A 19,283-nucleotide genomic window follows, 5' to 3' on the forward strand; every position below is an offset into this window, starting at 1 on the left:
AAAGCCCCTGAAGTCCATTCGGATTTCAGGGGCTTTTTCGTGGATGCTAACCGGGCCGCACCGTAAGCACGGCTCCCTCATTCACCACTTCACTCATTCACTCATTTACCGATTCACTCATTTACCGTGGCTAGCCGTGGGGGCTTTCCTGGGCGGCGAAGTAGGCGTGGTCGCGCAGGATGGTGCGGATGAAGGGCTCGTCGCGCAGGTCGGTGCGGATGTCGGTGACGGCTTTCACTTTCATGGCCAGCTCGTTGAGCAACAGGTAATCGTCCTGTTTGGCGGCCTGCTGGAAGAGGCGGCGGATCAGGGCCGCGTCGTGGTCGGAGAGGTGGCGGGCCTGCGGAAAAACCGGCTGGTAGCCGGCCGGCACCTGCACGTTGGCCGTGAGTGCCTGCACGCCGGGGCCGCGGGGTTGCAGGCTCACCACGGCAGTACCGGCGGCCAAATCGCCGAGGCGCTGGCCCCGGCCGTTGAAGAGCGTGGCCACCAGCGCCACCGAGCCCAGCGTAAGCCCGATTTCGAGGAGCCCGATCAGCCAGCGCAGCAGGTAGTCGCCGGGGCCGGGCCGGGTGCCGTCGAGGCGGGTGACTTTGATTTTGCGCACCTGCTTGCCCAGGCTCTGGCCATTAAAGAAGATTTCGCACACGGGATGGTAAACCAGCAGCGGCCCGGTTACCAGCAGGTACTGAAGCACGCTCTGGCTGACAAGGCCGCTGGCTTTTTCAATAACAAAGGTTATTCCGATGGCCCAGAGCGCCATGACCAGCAAATCGAGCAGCTGGGCCAGCACCCGGTCGCCCACGCTGGCGGCCTCGTATTCCAGCACCACGTTCTGGGTGGTCTGCACGCGAATCGTACTCATAAAGAACCTGAAAAAAGGGCCGGGTGCGGCCCACGGGAAACCTGTATATTTAGCCCGGCGAGCCGGATTATTCGTCCTATATTATCCGGCCGAACGATAGGATAGGCAGTGTCAGCTATGCGCGAAACAGTATTTTTACGCCTCAACGAAGCCCGGTGGCAGCACTACGAGCAGCAGCCCGCCGCGGGCCCCGAGGAGCTGGCCCGGCGCTACGTGGAGCTGACCGATGACTTATCCTACGCCCGGACCTTCTACCCGGACTCGGCCACCACGGCTTATTTGAACGGCCTGACGGGCAAGCTACACCAGGCCCTCTACAAAAACAAAACCCAGCCCCCCGGCCGCTTCCTGGACTTCTGGCTGCGCGAGTTGCCCCTGCTGGTAGCCCGGCACCACCGCCCGCTGCTGGCTTCGCTGGTGTTTTTCCTGGTGTGCGTGGGCATCGGGGCCCTCTCGGCCGCCTACGACGACGCCTTTGTGCGCGTGGTAATGGGCGACGAGTACGTGAACCAGACCCTGGCCAACATCCAGAAGGGCGACCCGATGGCCGTGTATAAGGGGAAGGAGGAGAGCGAGATGTTTCTGCGCATCACGTTCAACAACGTGAAAGTGTCGCTCTATGCCTTTGCCGGCGGCATCACGGGCGGGCTGGTTACGCTGTTCATGCTGTTTCGCAACGGCGTGATGCTGGGCGCTTTTCAGTGGTTTTTCTACCAGAAAGGCGTGCTGCTGCCCTCCGTGCTCACCATCTGGATTCACGGCACCCTCGAAATTTCGGCCATTGTGCTGGCTGGCGGGGCCGGCTGGGTGATGGCCCGGAGCCTGCTCTTTCCCGGCACCTACTCCCGCCGCGACTCCCTGCGCCACGGCGCCCGGGCCGGGATGAAGCTGGTGTTGGGGCTGGTGCCGGTGTTCGTGGTAGCGGGCTTCCTGGAGGGCTTCGTGACCCGCCACACCGAAATGCCCCCGGCGGCCAGCCTGAGCATCATCGGTCTGTCGGCCGCTTTTATTCTGGGCTACTTTGTAGCCTACCCCTGGTGGCTTTCTAGAAAAGCTGTTAGCTGTTAGCTGAAGGAACGAAAATCGTTGACTGTCATACCTATCAAATCAAAAAAAGCCGACCATTCCATCTCCGCACCTCCTACCGAACAAAAAATTCTGACGGCCAACAGTCAACAGCGAACAGCCATCAGCTAACTGTTAACAGCCAACATAACCACATGCGTCACCTTGCTTTTAACCGCCCCACCGATTTCCTGCGCCGCCGGGATTTCAGCCAGAAGATGGAGGCGACCTTTGATTTTATCCGGGCCCACGCCACGCCCCTGCTGCGGGTGATGGTGGTGCTGGTGCTCCCGCTGGCCCTGCTCACCGGTATCGGCAGCGGCCTGATGCAAAGCCAGCTGTTCGCCTCCTTCGGAACCATGGCCCGGCAGGCGCGCGCCGGCATGCCCGCCGGCGTGCTGCCCGAAGTGTTCACCTCCGCCGGCCTCTGGATTACGATGCTCTCGGGCCTGCTGCTCTTTGCCGTGCTGCACCTGGTAATGTATGGCTACGTGGTGCTACAGGCCGACCGTACCACCGATGATCCGGTAACGCCCGGCCAGGTGTGGGAGGTGGTGAAAGCCCGGTTTCTGGGTATGGTGGGCTCCTTTATCGGGCTAGGCCTACTGATCATCCTGGCCACGGCCGCCGTTGGCGGCGTATTGGTCATGGCGGGAGCAATATTAAAGTCGCCCTGGATTATTTTCCCGCTCATTCTGCTCCTGTACGTGTTCATGTTTTACGTGACGGTGACCCTGAGCCTGTACTTCATCGTGTGGCTGCGGGAGCGGCGCGGCTTCTTCGGCAGCATCGGGCGCTGCTTCCAGCTGATCAAGGGCAAGTGGTGGTCTACTTTCGGGCTGCTGGTCATTATCACGCTCATCATGTACGTGATCATGCTGCTGGCCATTGCGGGCCTTTCGGTCGTAGGGCTGCCGTTTGCGAGTCTGATGAAGGGCGAAACGCTGGAAATGGGGCCGCTGGCCAGGGTGCTGCTCATCGTATACACGGGCCTGCAGACGCTCATCATGCTGGCCTTTTACCCGTTCATTATGATTGCCCTCAGCTTCCAGTACTTCAATCTGGTGGAGCGGCGCGACGGGGAGGGCACCCGCCTGCTGGTGGATTCCATCGGGGCGCCCGTGGTAGCGGCCGCACCCCAGGGCCTGCGCCCCGACGACGAAGGCGAGTACTAACCGACCCCGTGCGTGCTTTCCGACCTGACAACTCCCCCGTTTTGACCCGCTCCCGCCTGCTTTCCACCTTCGTGCCGGCTTCGGTTGCAGCCGTTATCGGGCTGCTGCTGGCGGCGCCGGCCGGGGCCGCGCCGGGGCCGCAGCTACCCCGGCCGCCCCTGCTGCCCCCCGCCGACACCACCGTTGCCCGTTCCGCTGCCCGCTTCGTGCCCCTGCCCGCCGATACGGCCGCGCCGGTCCGGCTGCGGCGGCCGGCCGCCGGCCGCCTCGCCGCCCTGGCCCGCCGGCCCGAGTTCCGGTATGTGGAGCCCGAAATCAGATCCAGCTCCGACAGCGCCTGGACGCGGTTCTGGCGGGAGCTGCTACGCTGGGTGATGGAGCTTTTTTCGGGGCCGACCTACGAGCGCAAGGGCCGCTACGTGGTGTACGCACTGTTTGCCGCCGCCTTCGGGTACGTGGTGCTGCGCCTGCTCCGCCTTGATGTCACGGGCCTGTTCGGGCGGCGCAACCGGGCGGTGCCCCTCCCCTACGAAACCCTGAGCGAAGATATTCACCGCATCGATTTTACGGAGGAGCTGGCCCGGGCCGAGCAGGCCGGCAACTACCGCCTAGCCGTGCGCCTGGGCTACCTGCTCACGCTACGCCACCTCACCGAGCGCCACCTCATCCGCTGGCAGCCCGATAAAACCAACCACGACTACCTGCGCGAGCTGGCCGGCTCGCCCTGGGCCCCCGGCTTCCAGGAGCTGACGCGCCAGTTTGAGTACGTCTGGTACGGGGAACGGCCCCTTTCGGCCACTCAGTACCCGGCCCTGCGCGAAGCCCGCCAGGAGTTTATCCGCCATCTTTCGGGTAGGCTGTCCGCGGTGAGCTGATGGCGGTCGGTTTTCGTTTTGCTGCTGTTTTTAACGCTGCTAAGTTACTTCCGCTTTCAGGCCACCAACGGTAGCCGCCGCGCCGCCAAAATGCCCCGTATTCAACCCCGACAAAAGCTAACGGCTACCAGCTGTCAGCGAACAGCCTAAATTCCATGACGCGTTTTCGTGCTTTTCTGCTGGCTCTGGTGGTCCTGTTCGGGGCTTTTGTGGCGGTGGAGTATTTCCGGCCCCAGCCCACCAACTGGCAGCCCACCTTCATCAACCGCGACAAAATACCCTACGGCACCTACGTGCTTTTCGACCAGCTGCCAGCCCTGTTTCCCGGCCAGCCCATCCGCACCGTACGCCTGCCCATTGCCAGCCAGCTGCTGCCCGGCCTGAGCGTGGATGCCACCCTGGATGCGGCTGAGGAGTTTTCCGCCGCCGAGCTGACACCTGACAGTACCGCCCAACCGTTGCGCCTGCCCGCCCTGCGCCCCGATGCGGGCACCTACCTGTTCATCAACGACTATTTCAACTGCTCCCGCCTCGACCGCGACGCCCTGCTACGCTACCTGAGCCAAGGCAACGCGGCCTGCGTAGCCGCCGAGCACATCACCGATGTCCTGCTGGATTCTCTGCATCTGGATGTGCGCCCGGCCCTGGAACTCGACAGCCTCCTGACCCTGCGCCGGGCCTGGCGCGGCCCCGTCAGCCGCCGGACCACCCGGGTAACGCTGGTGAACCCGCCGGTGGGGGCGCCGCGGACTTACCGTTTGCCGGCCACCGAGGTGCCGGCGTATTTCGTGGCCCGCCGGGGTAGCCGGGCCACGGTGCTGGCCCGGGATGCCCGCCGCCGTGCCGTGCTGGTGCGGGTACCGGTGGGCCGGGGCAGCCTGCTGCTGTGTACCACGCCGGCCGCGTTCAGCAACCTGCTGCTGCTGCGGCCCGCCACGGCTGGTTTCGCCTTCGCGGCGCTATCAGGGCTGCCCGCAGACCGGCCGGTGTTCTGGGACGAGTACCAGAAGCAGGGGCCGCTGGGCGAGCAGTCGTTGCTGCGGGTGCTGGAGCAGCACGTGGCCCTGTGCTGGGCGCTGGCGGCGTCCCTGGTGGGCATGGTGCTGTTCGTGCTATTTGAGGCCCGGCGGCGGCAGCGCATCATTCCCATCATCAAGCCTTTGCCCAATACCACCCTGCTGTTCACGCGCACCGTGGCCGGCCTCTACCGCCAGGGCAGCAACCACGCGCTCATTGCGGAAAAGAAAATCGGGCTGTTCCAGGAATTCCTGCGCACCCGCTACCAGGAGCCCGGCCTCGACCTGACCGATGTCGCTACCCGGGAACGGCTGGCCCAGAAGTCGGGCGTGGCCCGGCCGGCAGTGGATGAGTTGGTGCGACGCATCAACCGCACCCTCACCGCATCCCAGGTTTCGGACGCCGATTTAGTGGCGCTGAACCAAGCCATTAATCAGTTCCGGCAGACGGCTGGTTAAAATTGCACTATCTGCCCAAATTGACTTTTTCTTCTTTATAACTATTCCAACAAACATCAATAAAGCTAGTAGAAAACAATATTCAGCAAACATTTTAATTACCAGATGTAACTATTCTGACCACACCACTTTTACAACTCGAACTCAAGATGGAAAATACTGCTGACATGCTCCCGGAAAATACCAGCTCTGTACCGACTGCTTCCAACTCCGTCGCGCCGCCGGAAGCTGCCGCTTCCCCCTTCGCCCCGCGCACCGACCTGAGCCACCTCCGCCGCTACGCCGAGGCCATCCGGGGCGAGCTGGGCAAGGTGATTGTAGGCCAGCACGACCTGGCCGAGCTGCTGCTCACGGCCCTGTTCGCCGACGGCCACGTGCTGCTGGAAGGTGTGCCGGGCGTGGCCAAAACGCTTACCGCTAAACTGCTGGCCCGCACCCTGAGCGTACCCTTCAGCCGCCTCCAGTTCACCCCCGACCTGATGCCCTCCGACGTGCTGGGCACCTCCGTGTTCCGGCCCCAGAAGGGCGAGTTTGAGTTCCGGCCCGGCCCCATTTTCGCCAGCGTGGTGCTGATTGATGAAATCAACCGGGCCCCGGCCAAAACGCAGTCGGCGCTGTTTGAAGTGATGGAGGAACGGCAGGTGACCCAGGACGGCACCCGCTACCCGGTGCCCGCGCCCTTCGTGGTGCTGGCCACCCAGAACCCCATCGAGCAGGAAGGCACCTACCGCCTGCCCGAAGCCCAGCTCGACCGGTTTCTGTTCAAGCTCAGCGTGGGATACCCCACCGTGGAGGAAGAAGTAGCCATTCTGCGGGGCCACCACACCGGCTTCGGCGGCGCGCCCCTGGAGGCGGTGCAGGCCGTGGTATCGGCCGAGGATTTGCGGCAGCTGCGGGAACAGGTGCGGTGCCAGCATGTGGAGCCCAAGCTGCTCGAGTACATTGCCCGCCTCGTGGGCCAGACCCGCGCCCACAAGGGCCTTTATCTGGGTGCTTCGCCCCGGGCCTCGCTGGCCCTGCTCAACGGCGCCAAAGCCCTGGCCGCCCTCCGCGGCCGCGACTTCGTGACGCCCGAAGACATTCAATACCTGGCTCCCGTGGTGCTCCGCCACCGCATCCAGCTCACCCCGGAGCACGAAATGGAAGGCAACACCCCGGATGACGTGGTGAAGCAGATTCTGCAGCAGATTGAAGTTCCCCGTTAGGCGTAAAATGGCAAAGACTGTTACTCCTCTCCTCAGCTGAGGAGGGGACGTCGCCGCTTCGCGGCGGCTGGGGTGGTTGACTCGTTGCTGATATTGTTTGGCGGAACGGTCTATGTTGTATCGTCCGGCCGTCATCAACCACCCCTAGCCCCTCCTTTCCAAGGAAGGGAACTAGCTTCTAGCTCTAGTTTCTAATCATGGCCATTTTGCGCAGCTTCTTTCTGACCCGACGCTTTTTCTTAGCTATGGTCCTGCTCATTACCGGGCTGGTGGTGGCGTTTTTTCTACCGGGCTGGCTAGTGCCTCTGCAACTGGGGCTGGGACTGCTGGGGCTGCTCACGGCCCTGGATGCGGGGTTGCTCTACGCCACCGGCGGCGGCGTATTCGGGCGACGAGTGCTGGGCGATAAGCTGGCCAACGGCTCCGAAAACGAGGTGGCCATTTACCTGGAAAATCACTTCCGCTTCCCGGTGCGCACGGAAACCATCGACGAGGTGCCCCACCAATTTCAGCGCCGCGACGTGCTGTTCCGGGCCCTGGTGCCCCCCGGCGAAACCCGCGTAATTCAGTACCAGCTGCGGCCCACGCGGCGGGGCGAGTACGAGTTCGGGGCCCTGAACGTGTACGCGGCCTCGCCCCTGGGTTTGGTGCGGCGGCGGTTCCGGTTCGATGAAAACCGCGTGGTGCCGGTGTACCCGTCCTTTTTGCAGATGCGCCAGTACGAGTTGCTGGCCATCAGCAACCGCCTCACGGAGGTGGGCATCAAGCGCATCCGGCGGGTGGGCCAGAGCATGGAGTTCGAGCAAATCCGGCCCTACGTGCCCGGCGACGACCCGCGCCGCATCAACTGGGCCGCCACTGCCCGCCGTGCCACCACCCCCGAAGCGGCCGATGCGCTGGTGGTCAACCACTACCAAGACGAGCGCGCCCAGCAGGTGTACTGCCTCATTGATAAGGGCCGGGTGATGCGCATGCCGTTCGAGGGCCTGAGCCTGCTCGATTACGCCATCAACGCCACGCTGGTCGTCAGCAACATTGCCCTGCTCAAGCACGACAAGGCCGGTCTGCTCACGTTTTCGCACCAGCCCGGCACCCTCGTGCCCGCCGACCGGCGCAGCGGCCAGTTGCGCAAGCTGCTGGAGGTGCTCTACCGGCAGAAAACCAAGTACCTGGAAACTGATTACGAGCGGCTCTACGTCACGGTACGCCACCAGATCCGGCAGCGCAGCCTCCTGATTCTGTTCACCAACTTCGAGACGCTCTACGGCATGCAGCGCCAGCTGCCCTACCTGCGCCGCCTCGCCAAGGACCACCTGCTGCTGGTGGTATTCTTCGAAAACACGGAGCTCGACGCCTACCTGCAGCCCCCCGCCGCCACCGCCCAGGACGTGTACAACCAAACCGTCGCCGAGAAATTCGCCCAAGAAAAGCGTCAGATTGTGCGCGAACTGAGCCGCTACGGCATCCACGCCCTGCTCACCGCCCCCCAGAACCTGACGGTCAACACCATCAACAAATACCTGGAGTTCAAGGCCCGGGGACTGATTTGAGTTGCCAGTTGTCAGTTGTTGGTTGTCAGGGAAAAAGAACCGTCATCCTGAGCATTCCGCGCATCAAGCGGCGACGAAGGATCTTATCACGTTGAACCGACCGTACTAACGATTCGTGCCGACGTGACAAGATCCTTCGTCGCCGCTTGATGCGCGGAATGCTCAGGATGACAGTTCTGTTTCTCTGGCAACTGACAACTAACAACTAACAACTAACAACCGACAACTGAACCCTGGCCCGACCCTTGCTACCTTCGCGGCTTCACCCTGCTGCGTTGAAGTTGCCTATGCGTCCGTTCCTGCTGCTGTTTGCCTTGCTGCTGAATTACCCGGTTTTCGCCCAGCCGGCACCTCCGACGGATACCCGGAATCTGCTGCCAGTGCCCACCTCGGTGCGGTGGGGGGCGGGAAAATACCTTATTAAACGAACATTCAGCGTCCGGCTAGAACGTTCCGATTCGGCGGTAGTCAGCACAGTGCAGGCACTGCTTTTCAGCCGCTTATATGCACCCGGCAGCCACCCGGTAGTTACCCGTTTCGTAACGGAGGGCCCAGCCGACTTAACGATTCGGTTCGGCAAGGCTGGTAATCCGGCCGCTTTCGACGAGGAGAAATACAGCCTGCGCGTGACCCCTATGGGCGTGACGATTGATGCGCCTACCAGCCTGGGAGCCCTGCGAGGCGTGGCCACGCTCCGACAGTTGCTTGCCAACCAGTTACCCACGAAGAAAAACGGTCTTGAAGCACAATTTCTACCCGAAGTGGACATTCAGGACCAGCCGCGCTTTGCGTGGCGGGGGCTGCTCATGGATGCGGCCCGGCACTTCATGCCCGTGGCCGTCATCAAGCGCAACCTCGATGGCATGGCCGCCGTGAAGCTCAACGTGCTGCACTGGCACCTGGCCGACGACCAGGGGTTTCGGGTGGAAAGCCGCACCCTGCCCCGCCTGCACGAGGTGAGCGGGCAGTACTACACCCAGGCCCAGGTGCGCGAGGTGCTGCGCTACGCCGCCGCCCGGGGCATTCGGGTGGTGCCGGAGTTCGACGTGCCCGGCCACACCATTGCCTGGCAGGCCGCCTATCCCCAGCTGGCCTCCGGCGACACGGCCTACGCAGTCTACCAGAGCTGGCGCACCGCCAACGTGGCCCTCGACCCCACCAAGGAATCCACCTACGCCCTGCTCGATACGCTGTTCGGGGAGATGACCCGCTTGTTTCCCGACCCGTACTTCCACATCGGGGGCGACGAAAACGACGGGCGGCAGTGGCGGGGCAATCCGCGCATTATGGCGTTTGCCAAGGCCAACGGCATGCTGAAGTCGGATGGCAAGACCCTCGACAAGCACGCGCTGCAAACCTACTTCAACCGCCGGGTGCTGGCCATGGTCACGAAATACGGCAAGCAGATGGTGGGCTGGGACGAAATCCTGGGCCCCGGCCTGCCCCAGGATGCCGTGATTCAGAGCTGGCGGGGACGCAAGGGCCTCTACGATGCGGCCCAGGCCGGCAACCGTGCCATCCTCTCCCATGGCTACTACCTCGACCTCAACCAGAGCGCCGCCAGCCATTACGCCACCGACCCGCTGCCCGCCAACAACCCGCTCACCCCGGCCCAGCAACGCCTGATTCTGGGCGGCGAGGCCACCATGTGGAGCGAGTTTGCCGACAGCGTGGTGGTCGATTCGCGCATCTGGCCCCGGGCCGCCGCCGTGGCCGAGCGGCTCTGGTCGGCCCGGGAGGTGACCAACGTACCGGACATGTACCGCCGCCTCGGAGCCGTTTCGGGGCAGCTGGAGGGGCTGGGGCTGCAACACTGCCGCGCCCCCGAGCAGCTGCTGCGGCAGCTGGCCGGCCCCACCGCCGACGTGGGCCCGCTGCGCACCCTGGCCCGGGTGCTGGAGCCCGTGAAGGAGTATAAGCGCCACTTCCAGGGCTTCACCTACGTGCCCAGCACGCCCCTCAACCGCCTCGTGGACGCCGCCCCCGCCGAATCGGACGTGGCCCGGGAGTTCGGCTGCCAAGTGGATACGCTGCTTAACTTCCACACCGCCGCCGGCACCGGATTGCCCGCCACGCCCGCGGCCCGCATGCTGCTGGGTACCCTGCGTCAGCAGCTTCAGCGCTGGCAGGCCAACAACTCCCAGCTGGTGCCGCTGCTGGCCGCCTCCCCCACCCTCACCGAGTACGCCCCGCTCTCGGCGGCACTGAGCACGGCCGCCGCCCTGGGCCTGGAGCGCCTCGCCCAGCTGGAAAAAGGCCAGACGCCCTCGGCCGCCTGGCGCGCCGCCGCCCTCCGGCAGCTCGACACCCTGAACCAGCCCGCCGGCCAGACGGAGCTGGCTGTGCTGCCGCACCTGCGGCGGCTGGTGGAGGCGAAGTAGGTTGAGGTGAAACTCAAACGCCTGTCATCCTGAGCCGTGTGCAGGACTTGGCAAGAGGCTAATCAATGATATTAGCTTCTTGCCAAGTCCTGCGCGCTGCTCCGGATAGTAGGCTTTAGCATCCCTAAAACAACACCGCCACCTGCATGCGGCCGGTGTGGATGGCGTTCAGACTTTGGGGCTTGCGGCCGTCGTAAGCGAGGGTGATGTTGAGGCCGTTGCTCAGGCGCTGCTCCAGGTTCAGGTTCCAGGTGTAGTTGCGGCCGGGGCGCAGGGCATTCAGGATTTCCAGGCCCACGAGGCTGGCCGGGTCGCCTGCGAAGCCCACCTGCACGAAGCGGGCCGTGGCCGAAACCGTGCGCTTGCCCACCTGGCTGATGCGGGTTTCCAAGCCCAGGTCGTTGAAGGTGCCGCGGGTGTCCTCGTTGGGGCCGGCCGTGTTGCGCTTGGTGGTGTAGAGGTAGGTGGCCGTGAAGCGCCACACCTGGGAAGGCTGGTAGCTGATTTCGGGCGCCGCCTCGTACTGCTCGACCCGGAAGTTGCGGGTTTCCAGGTAATCCGACTGATTTTCGCGGATGCTGCGGGTGCCGGTGAGGCGGCCCGTAAACGACTGGGCCAGGGTTCGGCGCAGCAGCAGGCTCTGGCTGGCCAGGTTGCGGGTGTCGAAGCCCTGGGTCAGGAGCACCTTCTGCTGGGTTTGCTGCACCGTGAATTCGGAGCCGAAAATGGGGTTCGAGCGGTTGAAATAGAGCGTGTTGCGCAGCAGCTTATTCAGGCTCAGCAGCAGCGCGTCCTCGGTCTGGAAGGCGAAGGGGTTGAGGCGGGCGTTGAGAGTGTTTTCGGTGCTCTTGCGGTCCAGCGTGACGGTGGTGAGGGTGGAGAAGCGGCTGGCCAGCTCCCGCCAGCCGGTGGCCTCGCGCCACGCCCGCGGGGCCGTGAGCGTGAGCCGGTAGCTGAAGCGGTTGGTGAAGGCGGGCAGGTAGTCGTCGGTGGGCAGAAACACCTTGATGTGGGTGCGGAACTGGGCGTCGGGGGTCTGGGCCTCGAAAAACTCGTTCTTCTCCTGGCGGCCGTTGCCGTCCAGATCGTTCCAGAAGTGGGTACCCTGGCCATTGGGCACGGCCAGGTAGGCGAAGTCGCGGCGCAGCTCCCGGCCCGTGCCCACGGCGTAGGTCAGCTCCGAGCGCACCACGTTCTGCAGGAAGCTGGCGTTCCAGTCGAGCTTGCCCAGCACGGTGCGCTCCCGCACCATGCCGGCCGCGCCGCCGGGCATGGTCTGGCCGGTGGTGTCGCGGGTGAGCAGGTCGCGGTAGGTGGCCAGCACGGCCAGGTCCTGAGTGGCGCTCAGACGGGAGTTGAAGGTACCCTGCCAGGTCTGGGCCCGGCCCTGCCCGCGCAGGGCCGTCTGCTCCTGGTTGGGCGACTGGTCGCGGCGGAAGCTGTAATCGAGGCGGTAGCGGATGCGGGCCGTGTCGCGGCTCTGCACGAACAGGGCGTGCTCGTCGTAGTAGTTGGCCGAGGTCAGGGAGTCGCCGGCTGGACGAGCCACCCGGTTTTTGTCGAAGCGGTAGGCGTAGCCCGGCACCACGGCCCCGCCCACGTAGCGGGCCGTGGCCTCGCCCCGCGCCCACCGCGACTCGCGCCGGCCGGCCGTGGAGTTGAGCAGGAACAGGTTGCCGCGCAGCTGCACCCGGCCCACCTGCCGGGCCGCATCCACCCAGTGCTGGAGGCCGCTCACCTCCCCGGCCCGGTAGCGCCGGCTCAGGCGGTAGCCCACGGCGTTGTCGGCGTCCTTCACCAACCCCACCGAGGCGTTCAGAATGTTCTCCTCCCGGGGCCGCTGGTTGTTGGTGATGAGCGTGTTGTCCACGCTCCAGTTGCGGTCGAACTCAATGTCCCGGTACCGGTCGATGGGCGCGAAGCGGCGGCTGGTGTACTCGTAATCGAGGGAGCTGCGCAACTTGTAGCCCGCCAGGGCGCGCAGGTTCAGGGGGCGGTCCTGGACCAGATAGCCCACCCGCATGGCCTGGCCCTGGGCTTTTTCGGGCGAGAACCGGTTCAGATCCAGCTCCGAGGAGGCCAGGTCCACGAACACGGTGGCCGTCGAATCGAGGGCGTAGCTGGTGCCCAGCGTGATAAGCTGTTTCTGCAGGGGCGTGGGCAGCACCCGCACCGGCTCGTAGCTGCCCCGGTTCTGCCCCACGAAGGTGTACACCCGGCCGTTGGCCGCCGCATCGGCCGTGCTCAGGTTGTAGCTGCCCTGCCCCGCCCCCAGGTTGGTAAACTGCACGTTGTAGACCAGGGCCAGCGTATCCAGGGGCGGGTACACGAACACGTTCACCGACTGCTGGGTGGCGGGGTCGGTCTGAATTTCGCGGCGGTACTGAATCTGTTGGCGGTCGTAGCTGACCAGCGTATCGCCGGGGGCCGTTACCCGACTCACGTTGCCGCTGCGGCGCAGCAGCTCCTTCTGGCCCTCGCTCAGGGTGAGGTTGGGCGAGTTGTCGGGGTTGTCGGCTTCGCGGTAGAAGTTGGCGTGCACCTGCAGGCGGCCCAGCTGCTGGTAATGGCTGGCCTGGAGCAGGGAGCGGGCGTAGTTGAAGTCGGAGTACTCGTAATCGACCTTGATGCGGGTGTTGCGGGTGATGAGGTGGCGGGGCGAAAACGTGAGCTCGGCCTGGTTGTAGTCAATAATGTAGTCGGCATCGAAGCCCCGTACCAGCAGCCGCCCGTCCAGGTACACCCGCTCGGAGTTGGCCAGCACAATGATGAACTGCTCCCCGTTGGGCCCGCGCAGGCGGTAGGGCCCCTGCACGTTTTCGAGCGGGGCAATGTCGATGCTGGCGAACTTACCTTTGGCCCCGCCCGCCGCCACCGACGTAGTGGCAAACGCCTCCCCCGCCTTCGTGGAGAGCAGGGCCCGGCGCGGCCCGCGGTTTTCGGTGCGGGTGGTTACCGTCTGGCGCACGTTGTTGGGGCCCGTGCCGTTGGGCGTGGGCGCTGCGCCGCCCGTGGGGCCGTAGGCATCGGTGGTAGCGGCGCCGGGTTGCTGCTGGCCCGAGCCGGCGGCCGGGGCCACGGTGGGCGGGGTGGTCACGAACGTACCGGCGCTGCTGCCCGCCGCGTTGGGGTACTGAAACAGCTGCTGGTTGCTCACGCCCATGCCCACGCCGCCCCCGAAGCCGCCCGTCGGGAGCTGCCCGAAATTCACCTCGGCCGCCCCGCCCTGGATGTTTTTGTAGAAGCGCAGGAAATAATCGGGCTTGTTGCGCAGCACCACGTCGCCGGCCGTCAGGCTCCAGCGCGGGTGGGTGAGGGTGATGTAAATCCGGTCGAATTCCTGGAGCTGCTGGGTGTTGCCCTCGGGCTGGAAGGGCACGTTCTGGTCAGAAATGGCGGCCGTCAGGTTGATCTGGTCGGTGAGCTGGCCTTCGAGCTGGAGGTTGAGCGAAGAGTTCACGAACACGTTCTGGGCGTTGCCAAACGACACCCCCCGCGACAGATTCCCGGTTTTGTTGATGCCCGGGGTGCTCAGAATCTGCTCCTTCACCGCAAAATCGTTTTCCCCGAACGAGGGCCGCTGCATAAACCGGAGGCTGTCCATGAGGGTGCGGGGCCGCAGGTAGCGGGCCGCCGAGAGTTGCAGGGGCAGCACCCGGTAGCACACCAGCACCGAATCGGGCCCGCCGGCCAGCACAATGTCGGGCCGGCCGGGCTCCGGGCTGGGGAAGCGCGAGCTAAGCCGCACGAAGCGGTACTGGTCGGAGGCCGCGTTGTAGCTCACCGAGCGCCCCTCCACGCTCACGGAGGCCGGCACGATGGTCAGCGTATCGCGCAACACAAACAAGGTAGTATCCCGACCCGGCGTGAGGCGCACCCAGGCGCAGCGGCGGGTGCTGGGCGGGGCTTCGGGGCGCTGCTGGGCCCGGGCCGCGGGCGCGCTCAGCAGCAGCAGCAACGCCAGCACCCACTTCAGGCGCGGGAGGAAGAACTTAAAAAGTAAAAGTGAAGGATTAAAAACCATTCATTCTGAAGCAGTTGCTCACGAGCCTGAAGCTAACGTCCGGCTAGCCCCCAATGTCTGCCGGCCGGCAGAAAATTCAGGCGTCCCCAGCCCGAACAGCAATTCATAATTCATAATTTTAATTTTTAATTCTAATCATCCTGCCAGCGGCAGCTCGATGAAGAAGCGGGTGCCGGTGCCCTCCTCGGTTTCAAACCAGATGTGGCCGCCGGCACTTTCGATGCCGCGCCGGGCCACGGCCAGCCCGATGCCGGAGCCGGTTTCCTTGGTGGTGAAGTTGGGCACGAAGATTTTGCTCTGCACCTCGGCCGGAATGCCGATGCCGTTGTCGGCAATGCTGATGCGGACCCGGCCGCTGCTGATGGGCTCCAGGGTGGCCACCACCTCGGGGGCGCGGCCTTCGGGCACGGCCTGCAGGGCGTTGATGAGCAGGTTATTGAAGGTGCGCACCAGCAGGCTTTCATCGGCAAACACCACGAACTGCGCGGCCTCGGCGCCGGGCGGCAGCACCAGCCGGATACCGCCGCCACCGGGGCGGTCCTGGTGCAGGTGCACGCAGCGGCGCAGAATGGGCACCACGTCGAGGCGCTCGGGGCGCATGGCGGGCAGGTTGGTGAAGTTGCTGAAGGAGGTGGCAATGTCGGTCAGCACGTCAATCTGGGTGATGAGGGTCTGGGAGACTTTCGTCAGCAGCTCTTCCAGGTTGGGGCGCCGGTCCTGGATGGCGCGCTGCAGAAACTGCAGGCTCAGCTTCATGGGCGTGAGCGGGTTCTTGATTTCGTGGGCCACCTGCCGGGCCATCTCGCGCCAGGCGGCCTCCTTTTCCTGGGTGGCCAGCTCCTGCTTGCTCTCCTCGAGCTTGAGCAGCATCTGGTTGTACTCGCGCACCAGCAGCCCGATTTCGTCCTCCGAATCATACACCAGCATCTCGTTCTGGCCCGTGAGGGTGGTCTGGCGCAGCTTTTCGGTGATGAGCTTGAGCGGCTCGGTGAGGACGCGCGAGGCCAGGAAGGCCAGCACCAGAAACAGGATGAACATCAGGGTGAAGATGTTCAGAATGGTCGAAATCAGTTCGGTGAGCTTGTTATCGAGGTCCTTCTCGGAGTCGAAGAACGGAATGCCCACGTAGCCCACCACGGGCCCCGGTCGGCCGGCCTGCACCACGGCCGAGCGCAAGGGCAGGTACAGGGCGTTGAACGAGAGCGAGCCGGCCCGCTCGGTGAGCAGCACCCGGGGCTGCCCGTCCTCGGCCAGAGCCGTTACGGCCTGGGGGTTCATGAGGGTGCTGAGCAGGTTGGCCTCAAAAATCAGGGGCTGGCTGCTTACCAGCAGCTCGCCGCGGGCATCGTAGAGGTTGAGGTCGGTTTCGGTGAGGGCCGATACGTTTTCGGCCAGCTCCACCAGGTCGGCGCGGTTGGCATCGTCGCGGAGCAGGGCCCGGTTCTTGAGCAGGTTTTCCTGCACGGCCTGGCCCCGGCGCTGGTAGGAGCGTAGCAGGTCGCGCTTATAGGAGTTGGTGACCTGGCTGGCAATGGCCACACTCACCACAATCAGGGGCACGAGCACGCCCGCGTTGAGAAACACCTGGATTTTGGTGCTGAAGTTGGTGCGCAGCAGGTGGCGGTACTGGCCCCGGACCAGCAGCACCACGCCCATGAGCAGCAGCCAGCAGAAGCTATAAAGCAGAAACAGAAAGGAGAAGTTGGCCAGCCAGTCGGTAAACGAGTAAGTGGCCGTCGTCACTACCACCAGCCGCCCGCTCTGGTCGGTGCTGCGCACGGCCAGGTGGTGGTAGCCGGCCAGGGGCAGGCCCGTAGCATAGAGGCGGGAATCGCGCAGGAAGCCGGCCGGCAGCTCGTTCATGTAATCGAACCCGCCCTCGCTGTAGACCAGCTGCCCGTTTTCGTAGCCGGCGTAGCTCAGGTCGGTGCCCAGGCGAGGCTGGAAGAACTTCTGGTCGATGAGCAGCTCGGGCACCACGCTGTTGGCCGTGAGCTTCTTGAGGGTGAGTTCCAGCACGATGGTACTGGCTCCGTCCTCGGGGTTGGGCGCGGGCACCGCCACGAAGGCCACGTAGCGCCGGGAGTTGAACGACTGGCTTCCGTCGCGAATCAGGTAAATATTGGGGTGGTCGGTGGGGGTGGCGTTGCGCAGCAGGTAGTCGCGGGTGGTGCGCAGGTTGCCCCCCACGGCCACGCCCCGGCCCTCGGGGTTGAAGAGAATCACCCGCACTTCGTACTTGTTGAAGTAGTCGCGCAGGTAGTACTTCACCACCCGCTGCCGGATCAGGTCCAGATTCACGAAAGGGCTGGCCAGCATGGTCCGCAGCACGGGGTTCTGGGCCATTTCCTGGCCGCGCTCCACCAGCAGGTACTCACCCTGCAGGTCGTTGTCGGTGAGCAGATTGCCGGCTAAGCTCTGCTTGTTTACCTGCAGCTGCCGGTTGAAGTGCTCGTAGAGGGCCAGCGCCCCCACCGCCGAGCTCACGCCCAGCATCAGGAAGATGAACAGGTACACCTGATAGGGCATTACCGCCCCGGTTGATTTGAGCCCGGTCAGGCGCAGAATCAGGAAAAACCCGAGCGTGATGCCCAGCAGGGTGCAGTGCACCAGCCCCAGGCCCATTCCGGCCGCCAGGAAGGCCACGCTCAGCACCAGCAGCAGCCCCACGCCCAGCCGACGGGTGGAAGGCCGCACAATGCTGGCAAACAGCTGCGACAACACGTAGAAGCCCACCAGATAGCTGCCGTTGTGCAGCACAATGGCCAGGCCCAGCAGCACCTTAAAGGCGCTGATCTGGATGTCCTGGGTGATGTCGAGGATGAGTTGGGAGTTGCTGAAGCTGCTGGTGTAAAAATCGAAGAGCAGCTCCAGCAGCCCGAAAAACACCAGGACCGTGCCCCCGCCCATCAGCACGCGGAGCCGCCAGTTTTTTACCCGCTGGGCCAGGCGCAGCAGGCCGTAGCGCCGGAACAGACGCAGCCCGTACCAGGCCACGATGGTGAATACGATGGCGTTAAGCAGCAAATCACCCAGGGAGGGCGAAAGCCAGGAGGCGGCGTATACCCGGGGGTCGAAGAGCCGGACTTCGAGAAAGGAAAACGGCAGGCCCCAGTACAGCATCAGGGCCCGGAGCACCAGCAGCGGGCCCACCACCAGGGCGGCGCCCTGTAGCACCCGGTGGCGCACGAACTGCCGCCGGGCCAGCCCCACCCAGGCCGCCACGTACAGGCTCACGCCCAGCAGCAGCAGCAGCAGCGGCAGGTACTTGCCCGTAATGGGGTCGGCCTGCAGACTCTCGATGGAAAACAGGTAGTTGCCCTCGTTGGACACCAGCCGGGGCCGGCCGGTATCCTGCTTCTCCACCAGCAGGCGCACATTCTGGCCCTGGAAGATGCCCTGGCCGTTGCCGTCGCGCAGGTAGCGGTTGCTGATGCCGTAGCTGATTTCGAGCGGAATGTAGGTCAGCAGCACGTAAGGGCCCTCCACGTGGCGCAGCACCAGAAACTTGCCGAAACGGGTTTCGAGCAGGCGTTCGTGGTAGCGCTGGGTAGCCTGCTCCACGTCGGGCCGCACCGTGTGGTCCGACCAGTACACCACCTGCTCGCCCCGGAAGATGAAGGTGGGGTAGGTGGTGTGGCTGGTGAGGCTGCGGAAGCTCACCCGACCCGTGGCCAGGCGTTGCAGCAAATCCGTTGATTCCCGCTCGCCCGTCAGCTCGGCTTCCATGAGCGCCTCCTGCAGGCGGGTGGCCGAGGCCCGCAGCACCAGATCGGGATTCTGGCTGTAACGGTTGCTGAAATAGGCGCCCGCAAAGCAGAACACGGCCAGTAGCAGCAGCCAGACGGGAGTAAGTCGAAGGAATTTCAATACGTGCGCCGCTGGTGAGCCGGGAATACTGCAACCATGATACCAAACAAAAATGCCGCCCGGCGGCGGCATTTCCTAACTCGTGCGTGCGGGCCGGCTACTCAGCGGCGGGCGGCGTACTTGGGGTCGTAGCGGGTGCCCCCGAAAAAGTAGAGCATCAGCGTCCGGGAATAGCGCAAACTCAGGGGCGTCAGCAGCACCGAGGCAATGGCTACCGCCGTCACGTACACCCACGTATCCGGGTCGCCGAGCAGGTAATAGACCAGCATGCCCACCACCAGCATAATACCCGTGGAAAAGGCAAAGCTGATGTACATGGCCCCGAAATAAAACCCCGGCTCGGGCTCGTAGGTCTGCCCGCACACCGGGCACTCGGCGGGCATCTGCGTAAAGCGGGTCAGATTGAAAGCCGAGTGGGTGAACAGCGGCCCCCGGTGGCAGCGCGGACAACGCTGCTGTAGCAAAGCCACCAGGGTAGAGTCAGTCTCAGCCATTGAAGGGTGCTTTTTTCTTCTGTTGCTGGGTATGGCGGTACCAGAAAAAGCCTACCGTGCCAATGAGTACGTACGGGATGGTCATCAGGTACACAATCCCCTTGTTGAGGCCGGTGGTGTCGTAATCGTCCTTTTCGTTGCTGGCCGATTCCACCTGAGTTTTGCACATGGTGCACTGGGCAGACGCCGGCAGGGGCAGCACAGTTAGCACCAGCATTACCAGCAGGGCCAGCAGGCCGCTTATCGTTGCTTTTTTCATGACGTTGGCTTCATTAGTTACTCCTTAACCCCAACCCGGGCAGCC

12 protein-coding genes are annotated in these 19,283 nt (G+C 64.2%); 7 read left to right on the plus strand and 5 right to left on the minus strand.

Annotated elements, in window-relative coordinates:
- Positions 1–130: 130 nt before the first annotated feature.
- Entirely contained in the window at positions 131–865 is a 735-nt protein-coding gene (locus tag KLP40_RS00320; RefSeq protein WP_215591472.1) for an RDD family protein, read from the minus strand.
- A 117-nt stretch (positions 866–982) separates the two neighbouring features.
- Between KLP40_RS00320 and KLP40_RS00325 the strand changes: the two genes are divergently transcribed.
- The 7 genes from KLP40_RS00325 (at position 983) to KLP40_RS00355 (ending at position 10,591) form a co-directional block, all read left to right on the plus strand.
- Positions 983–1,933: a stage II sporulation protein M gene (locus KLP40_RS00325; RefSeq protein WP_215591473.1), complete on the plus strand. Its 951-nt coding sequence runs from the start codon at positions 983–985 to the stop codon at positions 1,931–1,933.
- A 152-nt stretch (positions 1,934–2,085) separates the two neighbouring features.
- Positions 2,086–3,105 (plus strand): hypothetical protein, encoded by a 1,020-nt coding sequence (locus KLP40_RS00330; protein WP_215591474.1) that lies wholly within the window; start codon positions 2,086–2,088, stop codon positions 3,103–3,105.
- A gap of 41 nt (positions 3,106–3,146) precedes the next feature.
- Entirely contained in the window at positions 3,147–3,980 is an 834-nt protein-coding gene (locus KLP40_RS00335; protein ID WP_215591475.1) for a DUF4129 domain-containing protein, read from the plus strand.
- A 155-nt stretch (positions 3,981–4,135) separates the two neighbouring features.
- Positions 4,136–5,455: a DUF4350 domain-containing protein gene (locus KLP40_RS00340; protein ID WP_215591477.1), complete on the plus strand. Its 1,320-nt coding sequence runs from the start codon at positions 4,136–4,138 to the stop codon at positions 5,453–5,455.
- A gap of 311 nt (positions 5,456–5,766) precedes the next feature.
- Positions 5,767–6,660, plus strand: coding sequence for an AAA family ATPase (locus tag KLP40_RS00345; protein ID WP_317196733.1), 894 nt, complete (start codon positions 5,767–5,769; stop codon positions 6,658–6,660).
- 197 nt (positions 6,661–6,857) lie between these two features.
- The gene (locus KLP40_RS00350) at positions 6,858–8,210 is read left to right on the plus strand and encodes a DUF58 domain-containing protein (RefSeq protein ID WP_215591478.1); all 1,353 of its coding nucleotides are present in this window, start codon (positions 6,858–6,860) and stop codon (positions 8,208–8,210) included.
- Between the two features lie 287 nt (positions 8,211–8,497).
- On the plus strand, positions 8,498–10,591 hold the full coding sequence (locus KLP40_RS00355; protein ID WP_215591479.1) for a beta-N-acetylhexosaminidase: 2,094 nt from the start codon (positions 8,498–8,500) through the stop codon (positions 10,589–10,591).
- Between the two features lie 124 nt (positions 10,592–10,715).
- On the opposite strand, the gene KLP40_RS00360 is transcribed toward KLP40_RS00355, so the two are convergent.
- The 4 genes from KLP40_RS00360 to KLP40_RS00375 all read right to left on the minus strand — a co-directional run bounded on the left by KLP40_RS00360 (position 10,716) and on the right by KLP40_RS00375 (position 19,238).
- A complete protein-coding gene (locus KLP40_RS00360) occupies positions 10,716–14,615 on the minus strand; it encodes a hypothetical protein (protein ID WP_215591480.1) in 3,900 nt (1,299 codons plus the stop codon).
- A gap of 135 nt (positions 14,616–14,750) precedes the next feature.
- Complete coding sequence (locus KLP40_RS00365) at positions 14,751–18,485, minus strand: sensor histidine kinase (protein ID WP_215591481.1); 3,735 nt, start codon at positions 18,483–18,485, stop codon at positions 14,751–14,753.
- A 101-nt stretch (positions 18,486–18,586) separates the two neighbouring features.
- Positions 18,587–18,979, minus strand: coding sequence for a DUF983 domain-containing protein (locus tag KLP40_RS00370; protein WP_246558563.1), 393 nt, complete (start codon positions 18,977–18,979; stop codon positions 18,587–18,589).
- On the minus strand, positions 18,972–19,238 hold the full coding sequence (locus tag KLP40_RS00375) for a hypothetical protein (RefSeq protein WP_215591483.1): 267 nt from the start codon (positions 19,236–19,238) through the stop codon (positions 18,972–18,974). The genes KLP40_RS00370 and KLP40_RS00375 overlap by 8 nt, the downstream gene beginning before the upstream one ends.
- Positions 19,239–19,283 lie beyond the last annotated feature (45 nt).

This window comes from Hymenobacter piscis, assembly GCF_018760735.1.
Taxonomy (GTDB): Bacteria; Bacteroidota; Bacteroidia; order Cytophagales; family Hymenobacteraceae; genus Hymenobacter; species Hymenobacter piscis.

Excerpts from the sequence above, each read along its gene's own strand:
- KLP40_RS00340 (WP_215591477.1), top strand. The coding sequence starts at position 4,136 with ATGACGCGTTTTCGTGCTTTTCTGCTGGCTCTGGTGGTCCTGTTCGGG.
- KLP40_RS00330 (WP_215591474.1), top strand. The coding sequence starts at position 2,086 with ATGCGTCACCTTGCTTTTAACCGCCCCACCGATTTCCTGCGCCGCCGG.
- KLP40_RS00375 (WP_215591483.1), bottom strand. The coding sequence starts at position 19,238 with ATGAAAAAAGCAACGATAAGCGGCCTGCTGGCCCTGCTGGTAATGCTG.
- KLP40_RS00350 (WP_215591478.1), top strand. The coding sequence starts at position 6,858 with ATGGCCATTTTGCGCAGCTTCTTTCTGACCCGACGCTTTTTCTTAGCT.
- KLP40_RS00320 (WP_215591472.1), bottom strand. The coding sequence starts at position 865 with ATGAGTACGATTCGCGTGCAGACCACCCAGAACGTGGTGCTGGAATAC.
- KLP40_RS00370 (WP_246558563.1), bottom strand. The coding sequence starts at position 18,979 with ATGGCTGAGACTGACTCTACCCTGGTGGCTTTGCTACAGCAGCGTTGT.
- KLP40_RS00325 (WP_215591473.1), top strand. The coding sequence starts at position 983 with ATGCGCGAAACAGTATTTTTACGCCTCAACGAAGCCCGGTGGCAGCAC.
- KLP40_RS00360 (WP_215591480.1), bottom strand. The coding sequence starts at position 14,615 with ATGGTTTTTAATCCTTCACTTTTACTTTTTAAGTTCTTCCTCCCGCGC.
- KLP40_RS00355 (WP_215591479.1), top strand. The coding sequence starts at position 8,498 with ATGCGTCCGTTCCTGCTGCTGTTTGCCTTGCTGCTGAATTACCCGGTT.